15 protein-coding genes and 1 pseudogene are annotated in these 23,581 nt (G+C 52.6%); 8 read left to right on the forward strand and 8 right to left on the reverse strand.

The genetic code is table 11. The features are described 5' to 3' along the window. Positions 1 to 341: 341 nt before the first annotated feature. A pseudogene (locus tag GL2_RS18655) lies at positions 342 to 470 on the forward strand (helix-turn-helix domain-containing protein); the annotation flags it as partial. 59 nt (positions 471 to 529) lie between these two features. On the opposite strand, the gene GL2_RS18660 reads toward GL2_RS18655, so the two are convergent. Both GL2_RS18660 and GL2_RS18665 read right to left on the reverse strand, forming a co-directional pair. Beyond that, positions 530 to 2,704 carry a malate synthase G gene (locus GL2_RS18660; RefSeq protein ID WP_143732243.1) on the reverse strand — a complete coding sequence of 725 codons (2,175 nt, stop codon included), beginning with the start codon at positions 2,702 to 2,704 and terminating at the stop codon, positions 530 to 532. A 189-nt stretch (positions 2,705 to 2,893) separates the two neighbouring features. After that, positions 2,894 to 3,829, reverse strand: coding sequence for a LysR family transcriptional regulator (locus GL2_RS18665; RefSeq protein WP_143732244.1), 936 nt, complete (start codon positions 3,827 to 3,829; stop codon positions 2,894 to 2,896). Between the two features lie 114 nt (positions 3,830 to 3,943). Here GL2_RS18665 and GL2_RS18670 point away from each other — a divergent pair, with 114 nt between their 5' ends. The 3 genes from GL2_RS18670 to pta all read left to right on the forward strand — a co-directional run bounded on the left by GL2_RS18670 (position 3,944) and on the right by pta (position 9,189). Beyond that, positions 3,944 to 5,542 (forward strand): isocitrate lyase, encoded by a 1,599-nt coding sequence (locus GL2_RS18670; RefSeq protein WP_143732245.1) that lies wholly within the window; start codon positions 3,944 to 3,946, stop codon positions 5,540 to 5,542. Positions 5,543 to 5,800: 258 nt separating this feature from the next. Next, entirely contained in the window at positions 5,801 to 7,009 is a 1,209-nt protein-coding gene (locus GL2_RS18675; protein WP_143732246.1) for an acetate kinase, read from the forward strand. Positions 7,010 to 7,011: 2 nt separating this feature from the next. Next, positions 7,012 to 9,189: a phosphate acetyltransferase gene (pta, locus tag GL2_RS18680; RefSeq protein WP_143732247.1), complete on the forward strand. Its 2,178-nt coding sequence runs from the start codon at positions 7,012 to 7,014 to the stop codon at positions 9,187 to 9,189. Here pta and GL2_RS18685 read toward each other — a convergent pair whose 3' ends face one another. Then, on the reverse strand, positions 9,190 to 11,415 hold the full coding sequence (locus GL2_RS18685) for an acetyl-CoA hydrolase/transferase C-terminal domain-containing protein (RefSeq protein WP_232053683.1): 2,226 nt from the start codon (positions 11,413 to 11,415) through the stop codon (positions 9,190 to 9,192). 6 nt (positions 11,416 to 11,421) lie between these two features. Next, positions 11,422 to 13,656, reverse strand: a complete 2,235-nt coding sequence (locus tag GL2_RS18690) for an acyl-CoA dehydrogenase (protein ID WP_143732248.1) — start codon at positions 13,654 to 13,656, stop codon at positions 11,422 to 11,424. A gap of 347 nt (positions 13,657 to 14,003) precedes the next feature. Between GL2_RS18690 and GL2_RS18695 the strand changes: the two genes are divergently transcribed. Then, entirely contained in the window at positions 14,004 to 15,443 is a 1,440-nt protein-coding gene (locus GL2_RS18695; protein WP_143732249.1) for a di-heme oxidoredictase family protein, read from the forward strand. A 150-nt stretch (positions 15,444 to 15,593) separates the two neighbouring features. Here GL2_RS18695 and rraA read toward each other — a convergent pair whose 3' ends face one another. From rraA to ppsA, 3 genes are all read right to left on the reverse strand, one after another. Then, positions 15,594 to 16,073, reverse strand: coding sequence for a ribonuclease E activity regulator RraA (gene rraA, locus GL2_RS18700; protein ID WP_143732250.1), 480 nt, complete (start codon positions 16,071 to 16,073; stop codon positions 15,594 to 15,596). Between the two features lie 132 nt (positions 16,074 to 16,205). Then, positions 16,206 to 16,688, reverse strand: a complete 483-nt coding sequence (locus GL2_RS18705) for a L,D-transpeptidase family protein (RefSeq protein WP_143732251.1) — start codon at positions 16,686 to 16,688, stop codon at positions 16,206 to 16,208. A 529-nt stretch (positions 16,689 to 17,217) separates the two neighbouring features. Next, positions 17,218 to 19,581: a phosphoenolpyruvate synthase gene (gene ppsA / locus GL2_RS18710; protein WP_143732252.1), complete on the reverse strand. Its 2,364-nt coding sequence runs from the start codon at positions 19,579 to 19,581 to the stop codon at positions 17,218 to 17,220. A gap of 201 nt (positions 19,582 to 19,782) precedes the next feature. Here ppsA and GL2_RS18715 point away from each other — a divergent pair, with 201 nt between their 5' ends. The 3 genes from GL2_RS18715 to GL2_RS18725 all read left to right on the forward strand — a co-directional run bounded on the left by GL2_RS18715 (position 19,783) and on the right by GL2_RS18725 (position 22,480). Beyond that, the gene (locus tag GL2_RS18715) at positions 19,783 to 20,610 is read left to right on the forward strand and encodes a pyruvate, water dikinase regulatory protein (RefSeq protein WP_143732253.1); all 828 of its coding nucleotides are present in this window, start codon (positions 19,783 to 19,785) and stop codon (positions 20,608 to 20,610) included. A 75-nt stretch (positions 20,611 to 20,685) separates the two neighbouring features. After that, positions 20,686 to 22,014: an aminodeoxychorismate synthase component I gene (gene pabB / locus GL2_RS18720; RefSeq protein WP_143732254.1), complete on the forward strand. Its 1,329-nt coding sequence runs from the start codon at positions 20,686 to 20,688 to the stop codon at positions 22,012 to 22,014. 172 nt (positions 22,015 to 22,186) lie between these two features. Beyond that, positions 22,187 to 22,480 (forward strand): hypothetical protein, encoded by a 294-nt coding sequence (locus GL2_RS18725; protein WP_143732255.1) that lies wholly within the window; start codon positions 22,187 to 22,189, stop codon positions 22,478 to 22,480. Positions 22,481 to 22,511: 31 nt separating this feature from the next. On the opposite strand, the gene cysB is transcribed toward GL2_RS18725, so the two are convergent. Further along, complete coding sequence (gene cysB / locus GL2_RS18730) at positions 22,512 to 23,483, reverse strand: HTH-type transcriptional regulator CysB (protein ID WP_143732256.1); 972 nt, start codon at positions 23,481 to 23,483, stop codon at positions 22,512 to 22,514. Positions 23,484 to 23,581: the final 98 nt, after the last annotated feature.

Raw genomic sequence — 23,581 nt, forward strand, 5'->3', positions numbered from 1 at the left:
CCAAGTTTTTGATGTCGTTTAGATATATATCCGGAGATTGAGGGGAATCGTGCAGGAGAAATTTAAAAAACTTGTGAGAATAGAAAAACTGACCACCGAATAGATTTTTATGTGAGTAAACACTTACATAAAAATATCTTCACAATGAAGCTGGGAAAACGCTGCCAAACATCTCAAATAAAGCAGTAAGTTACAGAGACTTATTTATTTTAAAAAAGCGCACAAAACTTGCTTAAACCGGATTGTTTCAGACCAAATCTGACACATCCTCTTGAAAAAGAGGGGTGTACCGATTTTGATGAAGGTGCCTAAACCTAAAAGCAAAACCAAGGATAAACCCCATGATCCATACTAATGATCGCATCATCAAACAAAAGACTGGATTGCTAAATCTGACAGAAGATCTCGGCAACATATCCAAAGCTTGCAAGATGCGTGGTATATCGAGAGACACTTTCTATCGGTATAAGTGAATTAAGCATATGAAAAAGGCCCCTCGTGGGGCCTTTATTAACCAATCAATTAGCAATCATGCATTTAAGGCCTTAAACTCTCGTCTACGACGATGCAAAACCGGTTCGGTATAGCCATTTGGTTGCGCGCAGCCTTCAAAAACAAGTTCACAGGCTGCCTGGAAGGCGACGCTCTTATCGAAGTCTGGAGCCATATTGTTGTAGTTGGTATCACCAGCATTCTGACGATCAACAATAGCAGCCATACGCTCCATAGTTTCACGTACTTGCTTCTCACTGACAATGCCGTGCTTAAGCCAGTTAGCAATATGCTGAGAAGAAATACGCAGGGTTGCACGATCTTCCATCAAGCCTACATCATTGATATCCGGCACCTTGGAACAGCCCACACCCTGCTCTACCCAACGTACTACATAACCGAGAATGCCCTGGGCATTATTGTCCAATTCCCGCTGGATCTCTTTGGCACTCCAATTAGTGTTCTCGGCAACCGGCACAGTAAGGATATCTTCCAGCTTCGCGTGGTGACGGTGTTGAATCTCTTCCTGGCGGCGGTTCACATCGACTTTGTGGTAGTGCAGTGCATGTAATGTGGCTGCAGTAGGTGACGGTACCCAAGCGGTATTAGCACCAGCCATAGGATGAGCTAACTTGGCATGCATCATGGCCGACATCTGATCAGGTATTGGCCACATACCTTTGCCGATTTGTGCCCTGCCTTTCAAACCACAGTTAAGACCTACATCCACATTCCACTCTTCGTAGGCGTTGATCCAGGTGGACTGTTTCATATCACCCTTACGGATCATTGGGCCCGCGAGCATGGAGGTATGGATTTCGTCACCGGTACGATCAAGGAAGCCGGTATTAATAAATACCACCCGTTCTTTGGCTTCAGCGATGCACGCTTTCAGGTTTACCGTGGTGCGTCGCTCCTCGTCCATAATGCCCATCTTCACAGTGAAACGTGGCAAGCCAAGGACATCCTCGATACGGTTAAATAAGGTATTGGCAAAAGCCACTTCTTCCGGGCCGTGCATCTTCGGCTTTACGATATAGATGCTTCCTGTACGAGAGTTTTTGATTTCGCTATCACCACGTAGATCGTGAAGAGAAATCAGGCTGGTAACCATACCATCGAGAATACCTTCCGGGATCTCCTGGCCATCGCCATACAAAATGGCATCATTGGTCATCAGGTGCCCGACATTACGCACAAACATCAGACTCCGAGCAGGTAGGAATAGCTGATTGCCGTTCGGAGTAGTGTATTCACGGTCAGCATTCAGGTTACGTTCGAAGGTTTTACCACCCTTATTAATGGTTTCTTTCAGGTCACCCCGCATCAAGCCGAGCCAGTTGCGGTAAACCACCACCTTATCTTCGGCATCCACTGCGGCTACCGAGTCCTCGCAGTCCATGATGGTAGTTAGCGCGGATTCTACCAATACATCATTAATACCTGCGTCATCGGTCTTGCCGATAGAGCTTTCCCGATCAACCTGAACCTCAAAATGCAGGCCATGTTGCTTGAACAGAATGCAGCTGGGCTCTTCACTGTCGCCACGATAGCCGACGAATTGTTTGCCGTCTTTAACGGTGGCTATATCGCCACTAGCCAGTACCACTTCCAGCAGGGAGCCATTTACACGGTACTGCACAGCATCCCTATGGCTACCACAGGTGAGTGGAGCTGACTGGTCGAGAAAGTTGCGTGCGAATTCAATGACCTTGGCTCCGCGCACGGGATTGTATTCCGTACCCTTTTCAGCGCCGCCTTCCTCGCTGATTACATCAGTGCCATAGAGCGCATCATACAAACTGCCCCAGCGTGCATTGGCGGCGTTTAGGGCATAACGAGCATTCATCACCGGCACAACCAACTGTGGACCGGCTAGGTTGGCGATCTCCTCGTCAACATTCTCGGTAGTAGCGGTGAAATCATCAGGCTCATCAACCAAATAGCCAATTTCACGCAGGTATTCACGATAACCCTCCAAATCGCGAAAACCTTCTGGATTTTCAATATGCCAACGGTCCAGAGTTTCCTGAAGTTCGTCGCGCTTTTGCAAAAGTTGGCGGTTGACCGGTGCCAGATCGCGGACGATGGCATCAAGCCCAGTCCAGAACTTATCGGCATCGACCCCCGTTCCTGGGATCACTTCTTCGCAGACCAGATTGTAAAGCTCTGGCGCGATTTGCAAATTACCGATTTGGACTCGTTCCGTCATACCCTGGGCCTCTCGCTAATTGTTGGAATTACGGCATTCTAAACAGCCATTTCGACATACCGCTAATTTATAGGCGCAATTTCCACTATTCATAGATCGAATTTTTATGAGCGTGGTTGGCGGATGAAACTTTACTGTTAAAACCGCCCGTCCACCGCTAAGGCGCATGGTTCCTTACTGGCTGGTCAGTTACAGAGCCCGACCAATATCTAGGATCAGGCGGCGCAGCCAACGGTGAGGTGCGCTTTGCTGTAACAGAGGGCTCCATGCCATTTTGAGCTCCAGTGGGGGAATATCCAGTGGTGGGTCCCTGCGCACCACTCTGGGGTTATCCCTGGCCAGCTGTGCCAAGCGAGTGGGAACAGTCACAATCAGGTCACTCTGTTCTGCCAGCAGCATGGCCACTTGGTAGTGACGGGTAAACACGGAAATATCACGCTTCTCCCCCAACCGGCCAATCGCCTCATCCACCCAGCCGAGCCGTTGAACATCTTCCGGGTTGACCCCAACCCCTACACCCATACCGGTTTTACTCACCCAGATGTGCTGAGCCTTCAAATAACTTTGCAGATTGTAATCTTCGAGCATGGGGTTATCCGCCCGCATTACACAGGAGAAACTATCGCGCCAGACCGTGGCCTGATGAAAACTCTGCGGCATGCTGTCAAAGCGGTTAATCACCATATCCACCTTACCCTGTTCCACATCCACAAAGCTCACATCACTCGGTGTCATGATATCCAGGCTGATACCGGGAGCCTCTTCGCGCAACTGCTTAAGCAGCGGCGGTATCAAAGTGGACTCAGCATAATCACTGGCCATGATACGAAAAGTGCGGCGGGTGCTAGCGGGGTCAAAGTCCCGGTTTGGCTGAATCACCCGGTCAATGCTGGATAGTGCTTCGCGCACCATAGGTTGTAATTCCAGGGCGCGCTCAGTGGGCATCATACCCTCGCGGGTACGCACTAAAAGGGGGTCATCGAACAGTTCCCGCAGGCGTTTCAGGCCATTACTCATAGCTGGCTGTGAGAGTCCCAAGTAATTGGCCGCGCGGGTGACATTACGTTCACGCAGCAGTACATCAAGGTATACCAGCAGGTTCAGGTCAGCTCTTTCCAGTTGCATACATCATTCGCCAGATCGATAGTGAAAATAAAATCAATAAATTAGGCAAATTATGCCACTCCTCCTAAGATACTCAACACCTAATCGCAGTCACCGTTTTAAGGAAACACTGTCATGTCCACTTACACTCAAGACATCGATGCGGTAGCTAAGCTCCGTGACAGCAAAAGCGGCACTTGGGACGCTATTAATCCCGAATCTGTTGCCCGCATGCGCGCCCAGAACAAATTCAAGAACGGCCTGGATATTGCAAAATACACTGCCAATATCATGCGTGCAGATATGGAGAACTACGACAAGGATACCTCCAAGTACACCCAGTCTCTGGGCTGCTGGCACGGTTTTATTGGTCAACAGAAGATGATTTCTATTAAGAAGCACTTCGAAGGCAATACTGATCGCCGTTACCTGTACCTGTCCGGCTGGATGGTCGCCGCGCTGCGCAGCGAATTTGGTCCTCTGCCTGACCAGTCTATGCACGAGAAGACTTCTGTTGCACACCTGATCAACGAGCTGTACACCTTCCTTCGCCAAGCCGATGCCCGTGAACTGAACGACCTGTTCCGTGAGCTGGATGCTGCCCGCGAAGCCGGTGACAAAGCTGCCGAGAAAACAGCCCAGGACAAGATCGACAACCACAAGACTCACGTTGTACCCATCATTGCCGACATCGACGCCGGTTTTGGTAATGCTGAAGCCACTTACCTGATGGCTAAGCAAATGATCGAGGCGGGTGCCTGCTGTATCCAGATCGAGAATCAGGTTTCCGATGAAAAGCAGTGCGGCCACCAGGACGGTAAAGTGACCGTTCCCCACGAAGACTTCCTCGCCAAGATCCGTGCTGTTCGCTACGCATTCCTGGAGCTGGGTGTAGATAATGGTGTTATCGTTGCCCGTACCGACTCTCTGGGTGCCGGCCTGACCAAGCAAATCGCCGTGACCAAGCAACCGGGCGACCTGGGCGATCAGTACAACGCTTTCCTGGATTGCGAAGAGATCGCACCTTCCGACCTGGCCAATGGCGACGTTGTCCTCAATCGCGAAGGTAAACTGCTACGTCCTAAGCGCCTGCCTTCCAACCTGTTCCAGTTCCGCAAAGGCACCGGTGAAGCTCGCTGTATCCTGGACAGCATCACTTCCTTGCAGAACGGCGCTGACCTGATTTGGATCGAAACCGAGAAGCCCCATGTTCGCCAGATCGGCGGCATGATGGACGAAATCCGCAAAGTGGTTCCAGACGCGAAGCTGGTTTACAACAACAGCCCATCCTTCAACTGGACCTTGAACTTCCGTCAACAGGTATTCGATGCCTGGGCTGAAGAAGGCAAGGACGTTTCCGCCTATAACCGCGACAATTTGATGAGCGCAGAGTACGACGACTCCGAGCTTTCTGCCGCCGCTGACGAGAAGATCCGTACCTTCCAGGCAGATGCTGCCCGTGAAGCGGGTATCTTCCACCACCTGATCACTCTGCCGACTTACCACACCGCGGCTCTGTCCACCGACAACTTGGCCAAAGAGTACTTCGGTGAACAAGGCATGCTGGGTTACGTGAAGGGTGTACAGCGCAAGGAAATCCGCCAGAGTATCGCCTGTGTTAAACACCAGAACATGGCTGGTTCCGATATCGGTGACGACCACAAAGAGTATTTCGCCGGCGAAGCTGCCCTGAAAGCCTCTGGTAAAGACAACACCATGAACCAGTTCAGCTAAGTAAGCTTTTATACTTTTTCGTTACATTGAGGGCGGCTTGAGCCGCCTTCATCAGGTATTAACCCGATGCGCTTATCAATTAGCGGGTGATGCTTCTGCCGAAGAAGAACAGTTGGAGTAAACTGCGCTTTAGTCTCTGCACTTTTAATTTGGGCCGCAATCGCGGCCCTTTTTTATTCTTAGCCACATATACGCTTTCAGAGGACTTTTACGCCATTTTAGCTAGCCTTAGGGTATATCCGTCGGAACAACCGAATTATGCCCAACCCAGGCCTAGTACTTATATTTAACTGCGGCAGCTCTACACTAAAGTTTGCCGTACTTAACCCCTTCAGTGGAGAAGAGCATCTATCTGGCCAGGCCGACGCCCTGGGTAGTTCTGGCGCTGTACTGAAGTGGCGCCATGATGGCGAAGATCATGTCCGGCAGCTCTCCCCCAGTGACGACTTCGAAAGTGTAATGGGAGGACTGGTAGATAAACTGGACGGACCCTGGTCAGATCTCAAGACCCGTCTGGTCGCTATCGGACACCGGGTGGTGCACGGCGGTGAGCAGTTTGCCGATTCAGTACTGATAGACCAAGAAGTTCTCGTTGCAATCCGATCTTGCTGTGAATTGGCACCACTTCACAATCCAGCCGCCCTACAGGGAATCCAGGTCGCCCTGATTGCCTTTCCGCAGCTACCGCAAATCGCTGTATTCGATACAGCTTTTCACCAGGGAATGCCGGACTACGCCTACCTCTATGCCCTGCCTTACCGTTTATATCGGGAGCATCATATTCGCCGTTACGGCATGCACGGCAGCAGCCACCGCTATATTGCCGAGCGCGCTGCTGAACTACAGGGAAAACCAATCACGGAGACCAATGTGATTTCCGCGCACCTTGGCAATGGAGCTTCCGTCGCTGCGATCAAAGGCGGGCAAAGTGTAGACACCAGCATGGGACTGACTCCCCTCGAGGGACTGGTTATGGGTAGTCGCTGCGGTGACCTGGACCCAGGACTGCTGCTGCACCTTGGCGAGGCATTGGACTATTCCCTGGCCGAACTGGAACAGCTGCTTAACCGGGAGAGTGGCCTGTTTGGCCTTTCAGAATTAAGCAACGACTGTCGCGAGCTGGAAGAAGCGATGGAAAATGGCCACAAAGGTGCGCGTCTGGCCCTGGAGGTTTTCTGCTACCGACTGGCAAAATACATTGCAGCCTATTCCATCCCACTGCGCCGGGTAAGCGCACTGGCCTTTACCGGCGGTATAGGCGAGAACTCTGCATGGGTGCGGCACAGGACAATCCACTGGCTCAGCGCTCTGGGTTACCAGATTAATCGTGAACGCAATGAGGCCACCCGCTTTGGTGCTGAGGGACTGATCTCCAAAGCCGGCACAGTGGATATATTTGTGATCCCCACTCGGGAAGACTGGGTGATCGCCAGGGATGCCGCCAGGCTGGCATCCGGAGAGCGCTAAGAATGCCCCACAGTAGCCGCACCGTTATGCTGGTTCCTCTCGGCGCGGGTGTGGGTATCACCTCTGTCAGCCTGGGTTTGATCCGCGCACTGGAGCGCAACCGTGTAGAGGTGGAGTTTTACAAGCCCGTGGCAGAGCCACCTCCCCCGGATGGCACCATTGAGCGCACTACCGAAATTCTGCGGCAAACTTCCAGCCTGGAAATTCCACGCTCCTTTAGCGCACAACACGTCGAATCCATGGTATCCACCGGCAAAATGCCGGATTTACTCGAAGACATACTGGCACGATACCGGAGCGGCGGCCGACATGCGGATGTCGCAGTGATCGAGGGCATATTGCCCAGCAGTGACAGCCAATTCGCCAACCAACTCAATTACCAAATCGCCAAAACCCTGGATGCGGAGGTGGTACTGGTAACCTGCCCCCACGGTGGAGATGCCCGGCAACTACGAGAGCGGTTGCAGTTCGCAGTTCGATCCTTTGGCGGCGATGAATCCAACCGGGTAGTGGGCTGCATTATCAACAAACTGGGCGCCCCCATTGAACAAACCGATACTCCCGGCGCCCAACCCGCGGGCATGCGAGCCGGACGGGAAACCCCGACAGAAAACACAGCGACTATCACCAGGGAATCCCTTTACCGGCAGACGCCATTGCGTATTGTCGGCTGCATCCCCTGGAATGCAGACTTGCTAGCCCCCCGCGCGCTGGATCTGGTACGGCATTTCAACGCACAGGTGATTAACCGGGGCGAATTGGAAACCCGACGGTTGCACAATGTCACCTTCTGCTCGCGCTCCCTCGCCAATATGCTCAGACGCTTTAAGCCGGGCGCCCTTCTAGTCACTTCCGCAGACAGGCCCGATGTGGTCACTGCAGCCTGCCTGGCGGCGATGAATGGAGTAAAAATCGGCTGCCTTTTGTTAACCGGGGGTTACCGGCTTGACCGCGAAGTGCACAAACTCTGCACACCGGCAATGGAAACCGGGTTACCGGTAATGCTGGTCAGTGGCAATACCTGGCGCACTGTAGTGGACTTACAGACCTTCAACCTGCGCACGCCGGCAGACGACCGCGAACGGGTGGACCGGGTGCAGGACTTTTTCGCCAGTCACCTGGATGAAAACTGGGTTAACTCACTAAGCCAGGTCTCCAACCGTCCCCGGCGACTGTCACCCCCAGCCTTCCGTTACCACCTGACCGAGCTGGCACGTCGAGAACAGAAACGTATTGTATTGCCAGAAGGTGAAGAGCCACGCACCATCCGTGCGGCATTGATATGCGCTGAACGCGGCATTGCCCAACCAATCCTGCTTGGCAATAGCAAAACTATTTCCAGGGTGGCGGAGCAACAGGGCTTAACACTCTCCGATAAAGTACACATTACTGACCCCGAGCATGTGCGTGATAATTATGTGGAACCCATGGTGGAATTACGCAAAAACAAGGGCCTGACCGAAGTGGTGGCAATGGAGCACCTGCATGACAATGTGGTACTCGGCACCATGATGCTGGCACTGGATGAAGTGGACGGATTGGTATCCGGCGCAATTCACACAACGGCAAACACCATCCGCCCAGCCCTGCAGCTGATTAAAGCTGCACCGGGCGAAGAACTGGTATCCTCCATATTTTTTATGTTGCTTCCGGAACAGGTATTAGTCTATGGGGATTGCGCCATCAACCCGGACCCCAACGCGGAGCAGCTGGCCGCAATTGCCATACAATCTGCAGATTCCGCACTGGCCTTCGGCATAGAGCCCCGTGTTGCCATGATCAGCTACTCCACCGGCACTTCTGGCAGTGGCTCCGATGTAGACAAAGTGCGTGAGGCTACTGAAATTGCCAAACGCAAAAGGCCGAAGCTGATAATTGATGGGCCCCTGCAATACGATGCTGCGGTAACAGAAAATGTAGCCGCACAGAAAGCACCACACAGCCCGGTGGCCGGACGTGCAACTGTATTTATCTTCCCTGACCTTAATACCGGCAACACTACTTATAAAGCGGTACAGCGCAGTGCTGGCTTGGTGAGCATTGGGCCTATGTTGCAGGGATTGCGCAAGCCTGTAAATGACTTATCCCGCGGGGCTCTGGTAGACGATATTGTCTACACAATCGCCCTCACGGCAATCCAGGCCCAACAAAGGGATAACCAGCACAGAGCCAATCACTGACTATTCCCAGCGCAGGGGACGGCGCTTATCGATATATTCCCACAGTGCCGCTGCAACGATATAGGCTTCAAGGCGATGCTCATAAGTTTCGGTGTGGTCGTATCCCATGCGCTCCAGGCAGCGCTGGATCGCTTCAGTCCCTGCAGACTTGTCATGCCACACCTTGCGCCCCTTGATCACTGCCATCAGCATTTTCCACCAGCTGCGATCCGCAGCTCTCAGCTGCTGTAGTGCAACAGCGAGCAGCGCCTCTTCATCAGTGAAATCGGTTCCCAAAGGATAATAAGGCAGCATTGCCAGGGATGTTTCCTCAGAGAACACCTCTGCAATATGCTCAGGCGTGTTGTTATTAAATTCCTGTGGAATGGCAAAACTCTTCTCGATTTTGCCGGCAAACTTAGCCTGTTCCAGCAATACAGCCTGGAAACGAGCATCGCAAATACTCAACATGGACACCATAACATCCCGGTCAGTTTTACCGCGCAGATTCACAGCGCCATATTCCGTGACCACTACATCGCGCAAGTGCCTGGGAATTGTAGCGTGAGGGTATTCCCATACGATATTGCTCTCACATATACCACCGCGTACGCGTGTGCTGGGAAGAGCAATAATGGAGCGCGCATCCGGTAAGGCGAAGGCCTGGGCAACAAAGTTGTACTGTCCACCCACCCCACTGACGACCTGATTATCCATCAGCGCATCGGAAATCACCGCACCGCCCAAGGTGACCATCATGGCAGAATTAACAAAGCGGGCATGCTTGCGTTGTACCTGCTTCAGCGCTCCTTCGGACCGCAGATCGTTGGTAAAATCAATCGCGGTCATATCAATTCCCGCACGTTCCCCTGGAGGCAGGTCGCGCAGTTCCCGATACATCAGCTCGGGGCCGAGATAAAACCCTCCATGCAACCAGGTCCCACCGCACAGCTTTTTATTCAGGCAGTTGCCTATCAAGCGCCTGCGACCATGCTCGCTGTGCAGGTCGCATTCCTCCTCCTCTCCATCAGGGGTCAACAATTTGTGCCCGCGCCAACTGTAGCTGGGATCCACTATGCCGAAACTCTGCAGGAATCTGGTATCTTCGGGGGTCAGTGGACAACTTATCCGGCCGGATTTTTTTAATGCGAGCAGGGTTTCCTCATTCACCGTCTCGGTAATTTCATCTCCATCCAGCAACTGTTGCAAAACAGCATCTGCGTAGACTTCACGGGACAGAACACCTGCCCGCCGCAAGTGTAGAAAACCATGAGGCACCATTTCACTGGCACCATACAAACCATGCTGGAAAGTTTCAGACAGCAGGGGCAGATCTTTCCGGTAAGCAAGGGGGTCGCTACGAATCAGTTTTTCAATGATCTGGCGAAATTTGGCATTTTCCGTCTGGCGCAAGCGTAGCGCGTGACAGACTGCATCCCCTAGCGCTCCTATCCCAACTTGCAAAGTGCCACCATCGGCAATCAGGCTGGCGGTATGAAATGCAATACTGTACTCGGTAAAGCTGACCGGGATAGCTGGAGCAGCAAAGAGAGGAGTGTCAAAAGCCATCCCTTCCAACAAGAAATCAAACGCATTCTCATCCAACTCACTGCTACCGGTCATATAGGGTAATTGAGGGTTGACCTCACCCACCAATATCAACGGATTCAGTCCACGGTTCGCAGTCATTTTCAGCAGCGGCAGGGTCAGGTCTGGATTACAACTCAGGCTGTAGCGACCTCCCCCCTCAGCCGGCGCCACCATCTGGGCAATGACATTCACACCAAAACGCAGTAGATCATCTGGCACCAGAGTGTAATTTGCACTCACATAATGCTGCTGGGCATAGTGGTTACCCAGCAGCGCACCAGGCTCCATAAAGAACTCAACCACATTGATATTATCCGGCAGCCGCCCTTTGCGGCGGGCCGAGACATAGCCGAGATCCTGGTAACTGCTATAGAGACGATCCAGCAATGGCTGAATAAAACGACGGCTGATATCACTGTCGCCCCGTGGGCGCTCCAGTGTCAAAGCGGTAAATATAGTCAGGGTAATTGAAGAATCGGCAACGGCGCGAGCATAAAGTGCATTGGCAAAATGATTGGCTTTACCAAGGCCAAGGGGCAACCCCAGCACGATTTTATTGCCAGTTTTTTCCAGCAGCGCATCAATGCATTTTTCAACACTGGCAAAGCGCTGGGGGGCTTCTTTGGAAAAGGCTTCCATGGAAAATTGTTTTTCCACGCAGCGTTATTCTATCTTCCCAGCTTCGTCCCCCAGGTGATCAAAATGGTCTACCTGGATCGCCTTATCCACTGCATCTGCGGCATCTCGCAACGCACTGGCCTCTTCATCGCTTATCAGGTTGCGTTGCAGTCCCTCATCCACCGATTCACGACTGAGGCTTCGTATCCCACCTTTCTTAAGTTTTTCCCTTGCCCGCTCTGTGGCACAGACTTTTATAAAAGCCTGTTCGACGATATCTACCCCATCACCGGGGTTGCCAAGGAAGACTCCGCTGGTGAGGCGATCGCGGGTTTTAGAGGGACTCAGCAGTAATTCGGCACAGGCATGAGCCTGGCGATCTGATGCGGTGTGTATGCTGTGCCCCCAGGGCATAGTCAGGAAATGCATCACCTGGCCGAAGAAAGGACGCGGGAAATTCTGGAACACCTCAAGAAGATTGACCTCTATCTTATGTAGGCCATCGCGCATGGCAAATTCCAGCAAGGGTAAATCATCCTTCGGATTACCATCATCATAAAAACGCTTGAGAGTACAGCTCAACAAATAGAGCTGACTCAACACATCCCCCAGGCGGGAAGAGATCAATTCTTTTCTCTTCAGTTCACCCCCCAAACTCATCAATGAGATTTCAGTCACCAAAGTGAGTACCGCCGAGTAACGATTCAATTGGCGGTAGTATTTTGCCGCTCCTCCAACATTGCGTGGGCTGCTGGCAAATAGCCCGACTGTCCAGCCATGAAAAATGCCACGCAGCAGGGTTTTTACCTGGAACCACATATGTTTGGGCAACAGCTTATCCAGCTGATCCAGGCCCTCTTCAGTATCCGGGTTCTCTGCCGCGAGCATTTCATCCAATAAATAGGGATGACAACGAATCGCGCCCTGGCCAAAAATCATCAGGCTGCGGGTGAGCAGATTGGCACCCTCTACCGTAATAGCCACCGGTATTGCTCGATAGGCATTCCCCAGGTAATTCATTGGGCCATCCATAATCGCCTTGCCGGCGTGGATATCCATCGCGTCATTAATGGCATGGCGCAAACCAGAGGTCGCATTAGCCTTCATAATGGCGGTGATTACTGCTGGTTTACGCCCATGATCAAGGGCACAGGTTGTCGTTTTGTGGGCGCTGTCGAGCACAAAGGCAATTGCGGCAATCTCAGCCAGGCGTCTCTGCACGCCTTCGAAGCGCCCTACCGGTACATTGAACTGTTCACGGATACGCGCATAGGCACCTGTGGTGCGAGCCGCCATTTTGGCCCCACCCGTCGACAGTGAAGGCAGGGATATACCGCGCCCGGCAGCGAGAGCACTCATCAGCATCTCCCAGCCCTTACCCACGTTTTCCTCACCGCCGATGATCCAGTCCATTGGGATAAAGACGTCCTTCCCCCAATTGGGACCATTTTGGAAAGACTGCATCGCCGGTAAGTGACGCTGGCCAATCGTCACTCCCGGTGTATCGGTAGGCACCAGTGCCACGGTAATACCCAGCGCTTCCTTATCCCCCAGAATCTGCTCCGGGTCATAGAGCTTGAATGCGAGCCCCAGTACCGTGGCTACAGGCCCCAGAGTGATGTAGCGCTTGTGCCAGTTCACGCGCATTCCGAGGACTTTCTCGCCCTTATATTCACCGTAACAAACTTCACCCCGGTCAATCATGGCCGCAGCATCCGAGCCTGCCTGGGGGCTGGTCAGGGCAAAACAGGGGATATCAGTGCCATCAGCAAGGCGGGGCAAATAGTAATCTTTCTGCTCCTGGGTGCCGTGAGATAACAATAACTCTCCAGGGCCCAGAGAGTTTGGCACCATCACCGTCACACCCACACAGTTACTGCGGGTGGAGATCTTGGTAACTATCTCGGCGTGCGCCGTGGGGGAAAAGCCGAGCCCGCCATATTTTTTGGGGATGATAATTCCAAAGAAGCGGTTCTTTCTCAGAAAGTCCCACACATGCTCAGGAATATTGTGATCGACAAAGCTGATTTGCCAGTCGTTTACCATTTGGCAGAGCTCTTCGGTAGGACCATCCAAAAAGGCCTGCTCCTCCTCACTCAATTCCGGTGGCCCCATTTCCAACAGCTGGCTCCAGTCCGGTTTTCCCGACAACAACTGGGCATCCCACCAGACCTCACCGGCTTCCATCGCCTCGCGTTCAGTCTCGGAAATTGGCGGTAGAACCCGCTTGATAATTTTCAAGAGAGGTCCGGTAAAGAACTTCTTGCGCCATTCGCTCATTTTTTACCTTCCATAGTGGCAGTAACGGCGAAATACCCTGCCATTTCCCACGGGTCATTGAGGGTTATCAAAGCACAATGATAGGTGACGATTTCTGCTGGTGAGCTTATCCCTGAAGAAATGGATGACCCGCCTGGAGTTATTGTTATCAAGGTAGCGAAGGCTGGCGCTTTGGGGCACGGCAGTTATCGTGAATAGACCTATCCTTCACTCGGTTCCAATAGGGCCCCCGGCTCATAACTCAGCACAAATCACCGGAAATCCCTCTCAAATACTTGTTTTACAGGCCCAATAAGAAAGCTGGCCCTGCGAAGAATTGGGGGTAAAAATAAAATAAGGGTATTCTCATGAAGTTTATTTCAACAATATCGTTTATCGGTCTCGGGCTGGCAGTATCCCCAATACTCCATGCTGACCTTGTAGGAGAAGGCCCCCGACTCGATCCAGGAGACAGGATTACTCAGGAACAAATTGCCGGTGGCGAACTGTCGCTGGATAAGATTCGTGAAGCGGGCCTGTTGATATTCTCCACCCCCTTCAACCGCTTTGACGGCTATGGAGATGGTGAGCACGATCTATCTGAACCAGACAACCACTCTCCAGATACGGGAAATCGACCCACTCTCCAGGGTAACGGGGTATTCCTGCGCACCAATGGCCTCGATTCTCAAAACTGCCTGGAATGCCACACTATTGTCAGCAACCGGACCGTTCCGGCGACTCTGGGTATTGGCGGCGGTGGTGGATTCAGCACCAGCGCCATGTTCCGTCCGATCAACTTTGACATGATTGACGAAAACTTTGATGGGCACGCTGAATATGATGGCCGCTTAATCAACCCCCTCTTTTTATTTGGTGCTGGCGGTATTGAGCTTGTTGGTAGGGAGATGACCCTCGAACTACAGGCCCTCAAACAGTATGCCCTTGATAACCCGGGAACCATTGTCAGTCTGGATACCAAATCGGTGAACTTCGGCACAATCATCGCCGATGAGCATGGCAATCTGAACACCAGCAACGTTGAAGGGATCGATGAGGATCTGATTGTACGGCCTTTCGGTAGGAAGGGAGACAATGCCTCCGTCAGGGAATTCGATGTAACCGCCCTCGCATTTCACCTCGGTATGCAGGCAGCAGAAGCATTTGGCGGTGAGTATGCAGACGCCGATAAAGATGGGATTACCAACGAGATTTCCGTCGGCGACCTGTCTGCCCTCAGTATATTTATCACCACACTGGAGCACCCCATTGAAGTTGAGTCCAGAAAACACCGGCAGGGCAGAAAATTATTCTCTGATATCGGCTGCGCTGAATGCCATCGCTCCGATATGGTCACAGAGCGTAAAACCCTGCCCTATAAATTGACTGGCTCCCCGGAAGCACCTTTTACAGATACGTTTTACGAGGTTGACCTCAGCAAAGGTCCCATGTTTTTTAAGCCAACTAACAATGGAGGAATTGCAGTTCCCATGTTTTCCGACCTAAAACGTCACGACATGGGCGAGGAGCTTGCAGAAAGTGCTTTCTTTCTCAATGAGCAACAAAACCGGGAGTTTATTACCGCACGTCTATGGGGGGTTGCGGATACCGCGCCCTACTTGCACGACGGCCGGGCACTCACGCTGGTGGAGGCCATATTGCTACACGATAATCCCGGCAGTGAAGCCAGCGCTGCCGCACAGAATTTCAAGGTTCTCAGTGAAGGACAACAAAATAAAATTCTCAACTTTCTGATGTCACTGCGAATGCCGGAGGATCCGGTGGTTGACCTTATTGGCGCCCGTTAGGTGCCAAGTACAGATAAATTATCGCTAAGGAAACCGGCAGCAGTTCAATTTAATTTCCTGCTGCCGTTTCCAAAAAATCTGTGCACAGTCTCTGTATTAGCTTTTTATCGGCAAACTTGTAAGCCCCCAGATTAAAAGGACAGCTTCAGCTCAGACAAGGGCTTTGCCTGCAATGATAATACCGTTGTTGTCTGCATAGAGATATTCTCCCGGACGAAAAGCTACACCACCAAAAGTAACTGTCAGGTCCCTCTCACCAATACCTTTCTTATCGGTTTTCATCGGATGTGCCCCCAGGGCCTGCACCCCCAAATCCAGTGCAGATATTTCATCCACATCACGTATACAGCCGTACATCACGATCCCCTCCCAGCCATTCACTACCGCTTTCTCGGCCAGCATATCTCCCAGGCAGGCGCGACGCATTGAACCACCGGCATCCACTACCAGCACTTTGCCCTGCCCCGGTTCCGCCACCAATTCACGCACCAGAGAATTATCTTCAAAACACTTGATGGTTACTATTTGCCCGCCAAAGCGCTCTCGACCTCCGTAATTGACAAACATCGGCTCAACGACCTGAACCTTATCGCCATGGGCATCACACAGATCGGGGGTTGAAATTGGCATAAGCTATCTCGCAATCGTTGGCAAAAGAAGGATGATAGCGATACTGCAACAATGCCGGCAGGGATGAAAAAAAATACCGGGTATCACCGCTGTGGATAATACCCGGTAAAGCCTTCGCTGTTACAAATCAATCTAATGTGTCACACGAACTGGGGTACCAATACGCACGTGTCGATAAAATTTTCTCGCCATATGCGGAGGCATACGCACACAACCGTGCGAAGCGGGATAGCCGGGCACATGCCCCGATGCGTGCAGACCAATACCACCGTTAAAACGAATGTAGTTGTTCATCCTGGCCCCGCGGTACACAGCACCGGCGGGGCGGCGGTGCTTGCGGGTATTTACGTTGGATCTCACTACACGACCTGAACGTCTATCTACATAACTTCCGTAAATCGAAGATCGATGATATGGATGCTTGGAAAGCACACGGAAGTGCCCAGCGCGTGTACTGTATCCTCGTTTGCCAGAGGATACTCTGGATACTCCCACTAATTTGCCGCCCTTATACAAGTAAGCACGCTGTTCACTTAAATCAATCCTAATAGAGGGACTCCCTCCCCTAGCGGCAGCCCGGTCGTCAAACCAGTTACCGCCACGCGGCTTCGCCATTGCGGAAGGCACTGCCAAAAACGCTAAAAGGCTTAACATTAGGAAAATGTGCAGAATGGGGATCTGTAACTGTCTGCTCATATGCATAGCTCACCTCAACAACTTTTTCTGCTTTGCCAAAGCGGGCGGAAAGGAAAACAGCCAAACCGGTACCACTTAAAGCTCAACACCGGGAAACTCCCTCTGCTGGTGAATCAGCACCAAAGCAAATTGCGCGAAGTTTTATTCCGGTTAACGCGCAGCCTCAGGACCCTTCCGATTCTATAGAGATGCATGAGGACACTTAGATTGAATTATTCTCTTGGCAGACGCTGATAGAGGTTTGAACTTTTTGGGTAGGGTGTGATGGTGAGGTCTCACACATAAAATACTGGGAAAAAATCCGGCATTTTTATCAGAATTGGCAACAGCCGCCTAAATTTTCGACACTGTTACGGCCGGCCTGGAAAAATAAATTGAGGCAATTCTGCTGGATCTGGGGGCAGTCAAAATGAAAAAGCGGCCCAAAAGGGCCGCTTAAGAGAGGAAATCAGGCTTCCTCATTGGCCAAAAATAGCCAGGTATCCACAGCGGTATCAGGGTTCAGGGAAACACTGTCTATTCCCTCATCCATCAACCAGCGGGCGAAGTCTTTGTGGTCAGAGGGGCCCTGCCCGCAAATACCGACATATTTGCCGGCTTTCTTACAGGCCTGGATGGCACGTGACAGCAGTGCTTTCACTGCAGGATTGCGCTCATCGAACAGGTCTGCCACCAGGCCGGAATCGCGGTCCAGGCCCAGGGTAAGCTGGGTCAGATCGTTGGAGCCGATGGAGAAGCCATCGAAGTGCTGCAGGAACTCCTCGGCCAGCAAAGCATTGGAGGGCAGTTCACACATCATGATGACCTTGAGGCCACCCTCACCACGGCGCAGGCCGTTGTCCGCGAGTAGACCAACAACTTCCGCAGCCTCTTCCGGAGTGCGCACGAAGGGCACCATGATTTCCACATTGGTCAGGCCCATCTCGTCACGTACCTTCTTCAAGGCGCGACACTCAAGAGCAAAGCACTGACGGAAATCCTCTGAGCGGTAACGGGCAGCGCCGCGGAAACCGAGCATCGGGTTCTCTTCACTGGGCTCATACAGTTGGCCGCCGACCAAGTGCGCGTATTCATTCGACTTGAAGTCCGACAGGCGCACGATCACGCGGTTAGGCGCAAACGCAGCAGCCAGGGTAGCGATACCCTCAACCAGTTTTTCAACAATAAAGTCTTCCGGAGAGGCATAACCGCCAATGCGCTCACGGATATTCTGCTGCAGGTCTTCCGGCAAGCTGTCCAGCTCCAACAGGGCCTTTGGATGAATACCGATCATACGGTTGAGGATAAACTCCAAGCGCGCCAGGCCAACACCTTGGTTGGGCAAGTGGCTGAAGGCAAAGGCGCGATCCGGATTACCCACGTTGAGCATAATTTTGAAAGGCAGATCCGGCATTTCGGAAACTTCAGTTTCCTCACGCTGGAAATCCAGCTCACCAGACATCACGAAACCGGTATCACCTTCAGCACAGGACACAGTCACCGGAGTACCGCTTTCCAGTAGCTCAGTGGCATTGCCACAACCGACTACGGCAGGAATACCCAGCTCGCGGGCTATGATAGCGGCGTGACAGGTACGACCACCACGGTTGGTAACGATCGCACTGGCCTTTTTCAGAACAGGCTCCCAGTCTGGGTCGGTCATATCGGTCACCAGGACTTCACCGTCCTGCATCGCAGCCATATCTTCAACAGACTTCAGCTTGCGCACGCGACCGGCACCGATACGCTGGCCAATCGCACGCCCTTCGCATAGTACTTCGCCACGCTCTTGCAAACTGTAGCGCTCAATGCTGGTGCCTTGGTCACGGGAGCGCACTGTCTCCGGACGCGCCTGCACAATAAACAGCTCGCCGGTATCCCCATCTTTGGCCCACTCGATATCCATCGGGCGACCGTAGTGCTCTTCAATCTTGCGCGCCTGTACCGCCAGGCTGGTCAGCTCATCATCATTAAGAGCAAACCGCTGGCGGTCTTCTTCTGCGACCTCGACAGTTTTCACTGAGCGACCACACTCACCGCTCTGATCGTATACCATCTTAATCGCCTTACTACCGCGATTGCGGCGCAGTATTGCCGGGCGACCGGCATCCACAGCAGGCTTGTATAGGTAGAATTCATCAGGGTTTACCGCACCTTGCACAACAGTCTCACCCAGGCCGAAGGCCGCGGTAATAAAGATCACATCGCGGAAACCACTCTCGGTATCGAGGGTGAACATCACACCGGCAGCACCGGTTTCGCTGCGCACCATATGCTGGATACCGGCAGACAGGGCCACGCCCACATCTGCGTAACCGGTATGTACGCGGTAGGCAATAGCGCGATCGTTATAGAGGGAAGCGAATACTTCCTTCACCGCTTGTAGCACCGCATCGACACCACGAATGTTCAGGAAAGTCTCCTGCTGGCCCGCAAAAGAAGCATCCGGCAAATCTTCTGCAGTTGCGGAAGAGCGTACTGCCACAGCGGTCTCTCCACCACCCAGAGCATCGTAGCCATCGCGAATTTCTTTCTCGAGCTGTGCAGGGAAAGGTGTTTGCAAGATCCAATTACGAATTTCGTCTCCAGCCTTTGCCAGCTCCACAACATCAGCAACATCCAGCCCTTTCAGGCGCTCGGCGATTCGCTGCTCCAACTGCTCGTGGGCGAGGAAGGCCAGAAAGGCCTCCGCGGTGGTTGCGAAGCCGCCCGGCACACTCACACCAGCGCCGGCAAGAGAAGAGATCATCTCGCCGAGCGATGCGTTTTTACCGCCGACCTTGTCGACATCGTCCATACCCAGTTTTGCGAAGTCGATGGTGAAGTTCGTCAAGTGAAGCCCCTATGAAATCAGGTATTAGTGGGCGCTGATTATAAGGATGAGTCTTGTAAAAAATAGCCCGTAAAAAACACTGAAAATGTTGTAAATTTTCTACAAAAGATAGAACCCCAGAATAAAAGACCTTTCGCCCCACCCCTTTTATACTGAACGCCTCTTCGCCACCCGGCCCATGCCAACAGACAGAGAAGAAACATGGCAAAAGACAAGCGCACCGCCTTTTTTATTTCCGACGGAACCGGCCTTACCGTAGAGGCTATTGGTCACAGCCTCTTGGCCCAATTCCAGGACCAGCAAGTGGAACAGGTGACCCTGCCCTATATCGATTCCACCGAGAAGGTACAGCAAGCGCTCCAGCGTATAGGGAAAGTCGCCAAAGAATCCGGCCTGCAACCGATCATTATCACCAGTATTGTTTCAGATCAGATCCGCGATCAACTTCATCAGAGCCCCGCCCTGATGCTGGATGTTTTTGAAAATTATCTGACCCCACTGGCCAACCTGTTCGGTTGCGACCCGGCGCAAACCGTCAATGTTTCCCACGGTATCGCCGATAATCGCCGCTACAGTGAGCGCATTGAAGCTGTTCACTTCGCCATCGACAACGATGATGGGCGCAGAATCAGTGAGTTTGAGCAAGCGGATGTAATTCTTCTCGGCGTCTCCCGATCCGGCAAAACACCCACCTGCCTGTACCTGGCCCTGCAGTTCGGCCTGCGCGCCGCCAACTACCCCATTACCGAAGAAGATATGGATTCCACTACCCTTCCAAAAATATTGCGCCCTTATCGTCGCAAACTGTTTGGACTGACCATAGATCCAAAGCGTCTGATGCAAATCCGCCAGGAAAGACGCGCCAATAGCCGCTACGCTTCAAAGGAGCAGTGTGAATTTGAGGTGCGCCAGGTCGAGCAGATGTTGCGCCGGGCACAAGTGCCCTTCCTTAATGCCACACAGCTTTCGGTTGAAGAGCTCGCTACCCGCCTGATGTCCCAGGCAGGTATCGAGCGCAGAATTGACTAAAGAGCCACACGGCCTTTTCACATCGCCGTAAAATGTGTAGTGTGCGCCGTCTTCCGGACTGCCATGTTTTGATATATGCAAATTGTCTCCCTGCCCTACTCGCTGAACTCCGCAGCAGCCTTTGCCACCGTGTCGGACCTGCCCGCACCGGTGTGGCTCGATAGTGGCCGGCCGCTGAGTAGCGGGCGCTTTGACATTATCAGCGCAGATCCACTTAACAGTCTGGAGTTACATGCCGACAGTCATGAGCCTTTTTCGCAGCTTGACGATTTGATTTGCGAGCTGTGCCCCCAGGAACGGGACTCGCAACTGCCCTTTTGTGGTGGCGTAATTGGCTACGCGGGGTATGAACTTGGAGTGGAAGGTAACTACCTGCCGTCCGACAACCGCTCCACCGACTTGCCGGCAGGCTTTTTTGGCCTTTACGGCTGGGCCTATATCGCCGATCACCAACTGGGTAGTAGCCATTTGATATTTCACCCTGCCTGCCCTCCCAGGCAAGTGCGGGAAGTGAGCAAACGCTTTGCATCGGTGGAATGGGAAAAACCCCTGATCTCGGGCGAGTTCCGCCTGCTGGCACCTTTTGAGCACGAGCTCAGTGCCGAGGATTATCGCGCACGTATCGAGCGCATCCTCGAATATATCGCCGCCGGTGATGTCTACCAGGCAAACTTCACCCAACGGTTTTGCGCTCCCTACGAGGGTGACCTGTTGAGCGCCTACCTGGCCCTGCGCAGCCGGGCTGCAGGGCCCTTTTCCGCCTACATGGAACTGCCCCAGGGAAGCCTGCTGAGCATGTCACCAGAGCGCTTTATTCGCGCTGATGGTGGCAGCCTGCGCACAGAGCCCATCAAGGGCACCGCTGCCAGGGTTGCCGATCCAGCAGCTGACCAGAGAGCAGCTTTCACCCTGCAGAAAAGCCCCAAGGATCGCGCCGAGAACCTGATGATCGTGGACCTGCTGCGCAACGATTTCAGCAAACTGTGCCGCAGTGGCAGTGTGCGTGTGCCTGACTTGTTCCAGTTGGCAAGCTTTGCCAATGTCCACCACCTGGTCAGTGTTGTTACCGGAGAGATGCCGGAGGATTCCGCTTACAGCGACCTTCTTGCCGCCTGTTTTCCCGGCGGCTCTATTACCGGCGCCCCTAAACGGCGCTCGATGGAAGTTATCCGCGAACTTGAATCCAGCCCCCGTGGAATCTACTGCGGCAGTATCGGCTACATCAGTAGCTGTGGCCGTGCCGACACCAATATTGCGATCCGCACATTCAGTGCCAGCAATGGCCGTATGACCTGTGCAGCGGGCGGCGGTATTGTCGCAGACTCTGATCCGGCTGCCGAACATCGTGAATGCTTGGCCAAGGTACGCTTGCTACTGGATACTACCGAGCAATTTCTGTGCTAATCCACATCTGAGACTGGAATAAAATTGCCCATGGTGTCCAATTTTGTAGTCTCACTACAATTTTTGGTTATAAATTTATCCAGGATCGATATTTCAAAGTTATTAGACCTTCTGATAGATTCTTGGCCAGTAGCACCGATGTCGATGCTACAACCGGATCAAGGAATTTATTGTGAAGATCACAATGGTCAAAAAAGTACTCGCCGATGGCTCTCCCTGTGCCAAATGCCGCGACGTGCAGGAGAAGCTGGAGGGAAATGATCAGCTCAGATTTATCGACCAGACGCTGATAGCCGATGTCCGCGACTCGCAGAGTGCAGGCATGAAAATCGCTCAACAGCACCAGGTGGAACGCGCACCTTTTTTTGTAGTTGAGCAGGAAGGCCAGGAAGCGGAAATTTACACCGTTTACTTTAAGTTCGCCAAAGAAGTGTTACAGCCGATGATTCAGGTAGAGGCCTCCTAGCCTCTACCTTTCCCCACTTTAGCCCGTTGAATTAATACACTGGTAATTCCAGATCAGAAAAAAGTGCATCAACCTCTGCACGGGATGTAGCGTGGGCAGCCTGGTCAACCAGCTCGCGAGTTAGATGCGGGGCAAACTGCTGGATGAATTCGTACATGAAGCCACGCAGGAAAATGCCCTTACGGAAACCGATTTTCGTTACGCTGGATTCAAACAAGTCGCTGGCGTCCAGGGCAACCAGGTCCTCATCCTCACCATCCACCGCCATATCCGCTACGATACCAATCCCCAACCCCAGGCGCACATAGGTCTTGATCACATCCGCATCCGCGGCGGTAAACACAACCTTTGGTGACAGCCCCCTCTCTAGGAAGGCCTCATCCAGTTTTGAGCGGCCAGTAAAACCAAATACATAAGTCACAATCGGGTATTTCGCGACCTCTTCAAGATTCAGCTTACTGACTTGGCACAAGGGGTGATCTTTTGGCACCAGTACGCAACGGTTCCAGCGGTAAACTGGCATCATCACCAGGTCACTGAACAATTCCAGGGCTTCAGTGGCAATGGCAAAATCTGCGGTGCCATCCGCCGCCATTTCCGAAATCTGCATCGGAGTACCCTGGTGCATATGCAGAGACACATCGGGATAGCGGGAAATAAACAACTTTATGACCGGAGGCAATGCATAGCGAGCCTGGGTGTGAGTAGTGGCAACAGCAAGGCTACCTTTTTTATCGTTGCTGAATTCTTGTGCAACCTGCTTGATATTCTCGACTTTGCGCATAATTTCGCCAGCGGTCTTGAGAATCGCCTCACCTGCGGGGGTTACCCGCGTAAGATGTTTACCACTGCGAGCAAAGATTTCCACACCAAGCTCATCTTCAAGCAGACGGATCTGTTTGCTGATGCCCGGCTGAGAGGTGTAAAGGCTCTGCGCAGTAGCAGAAACGTTGAGATCGTGATGTGCCACTTCCCAGATATATCGCAACTGCTGCAGCTTCATAGGTCCTCCCTTGCTATCAATCACCCCGTCCCAGGACGAGCGCAACCCTGACAGATTAGTTGTTTGTTATAAAAAACATATTGAGTTATGCGCGAAAA

It is taken from the genome of Microbulbifer sp. GL-2 (assembly GCF_007183175.1).
Taxonomy (GTDB): Bacteria; Pseudomonadota; Gammaproteobacteria; order Pseudomonadales; family Cellvibrionaceae; genus Microbulbifer.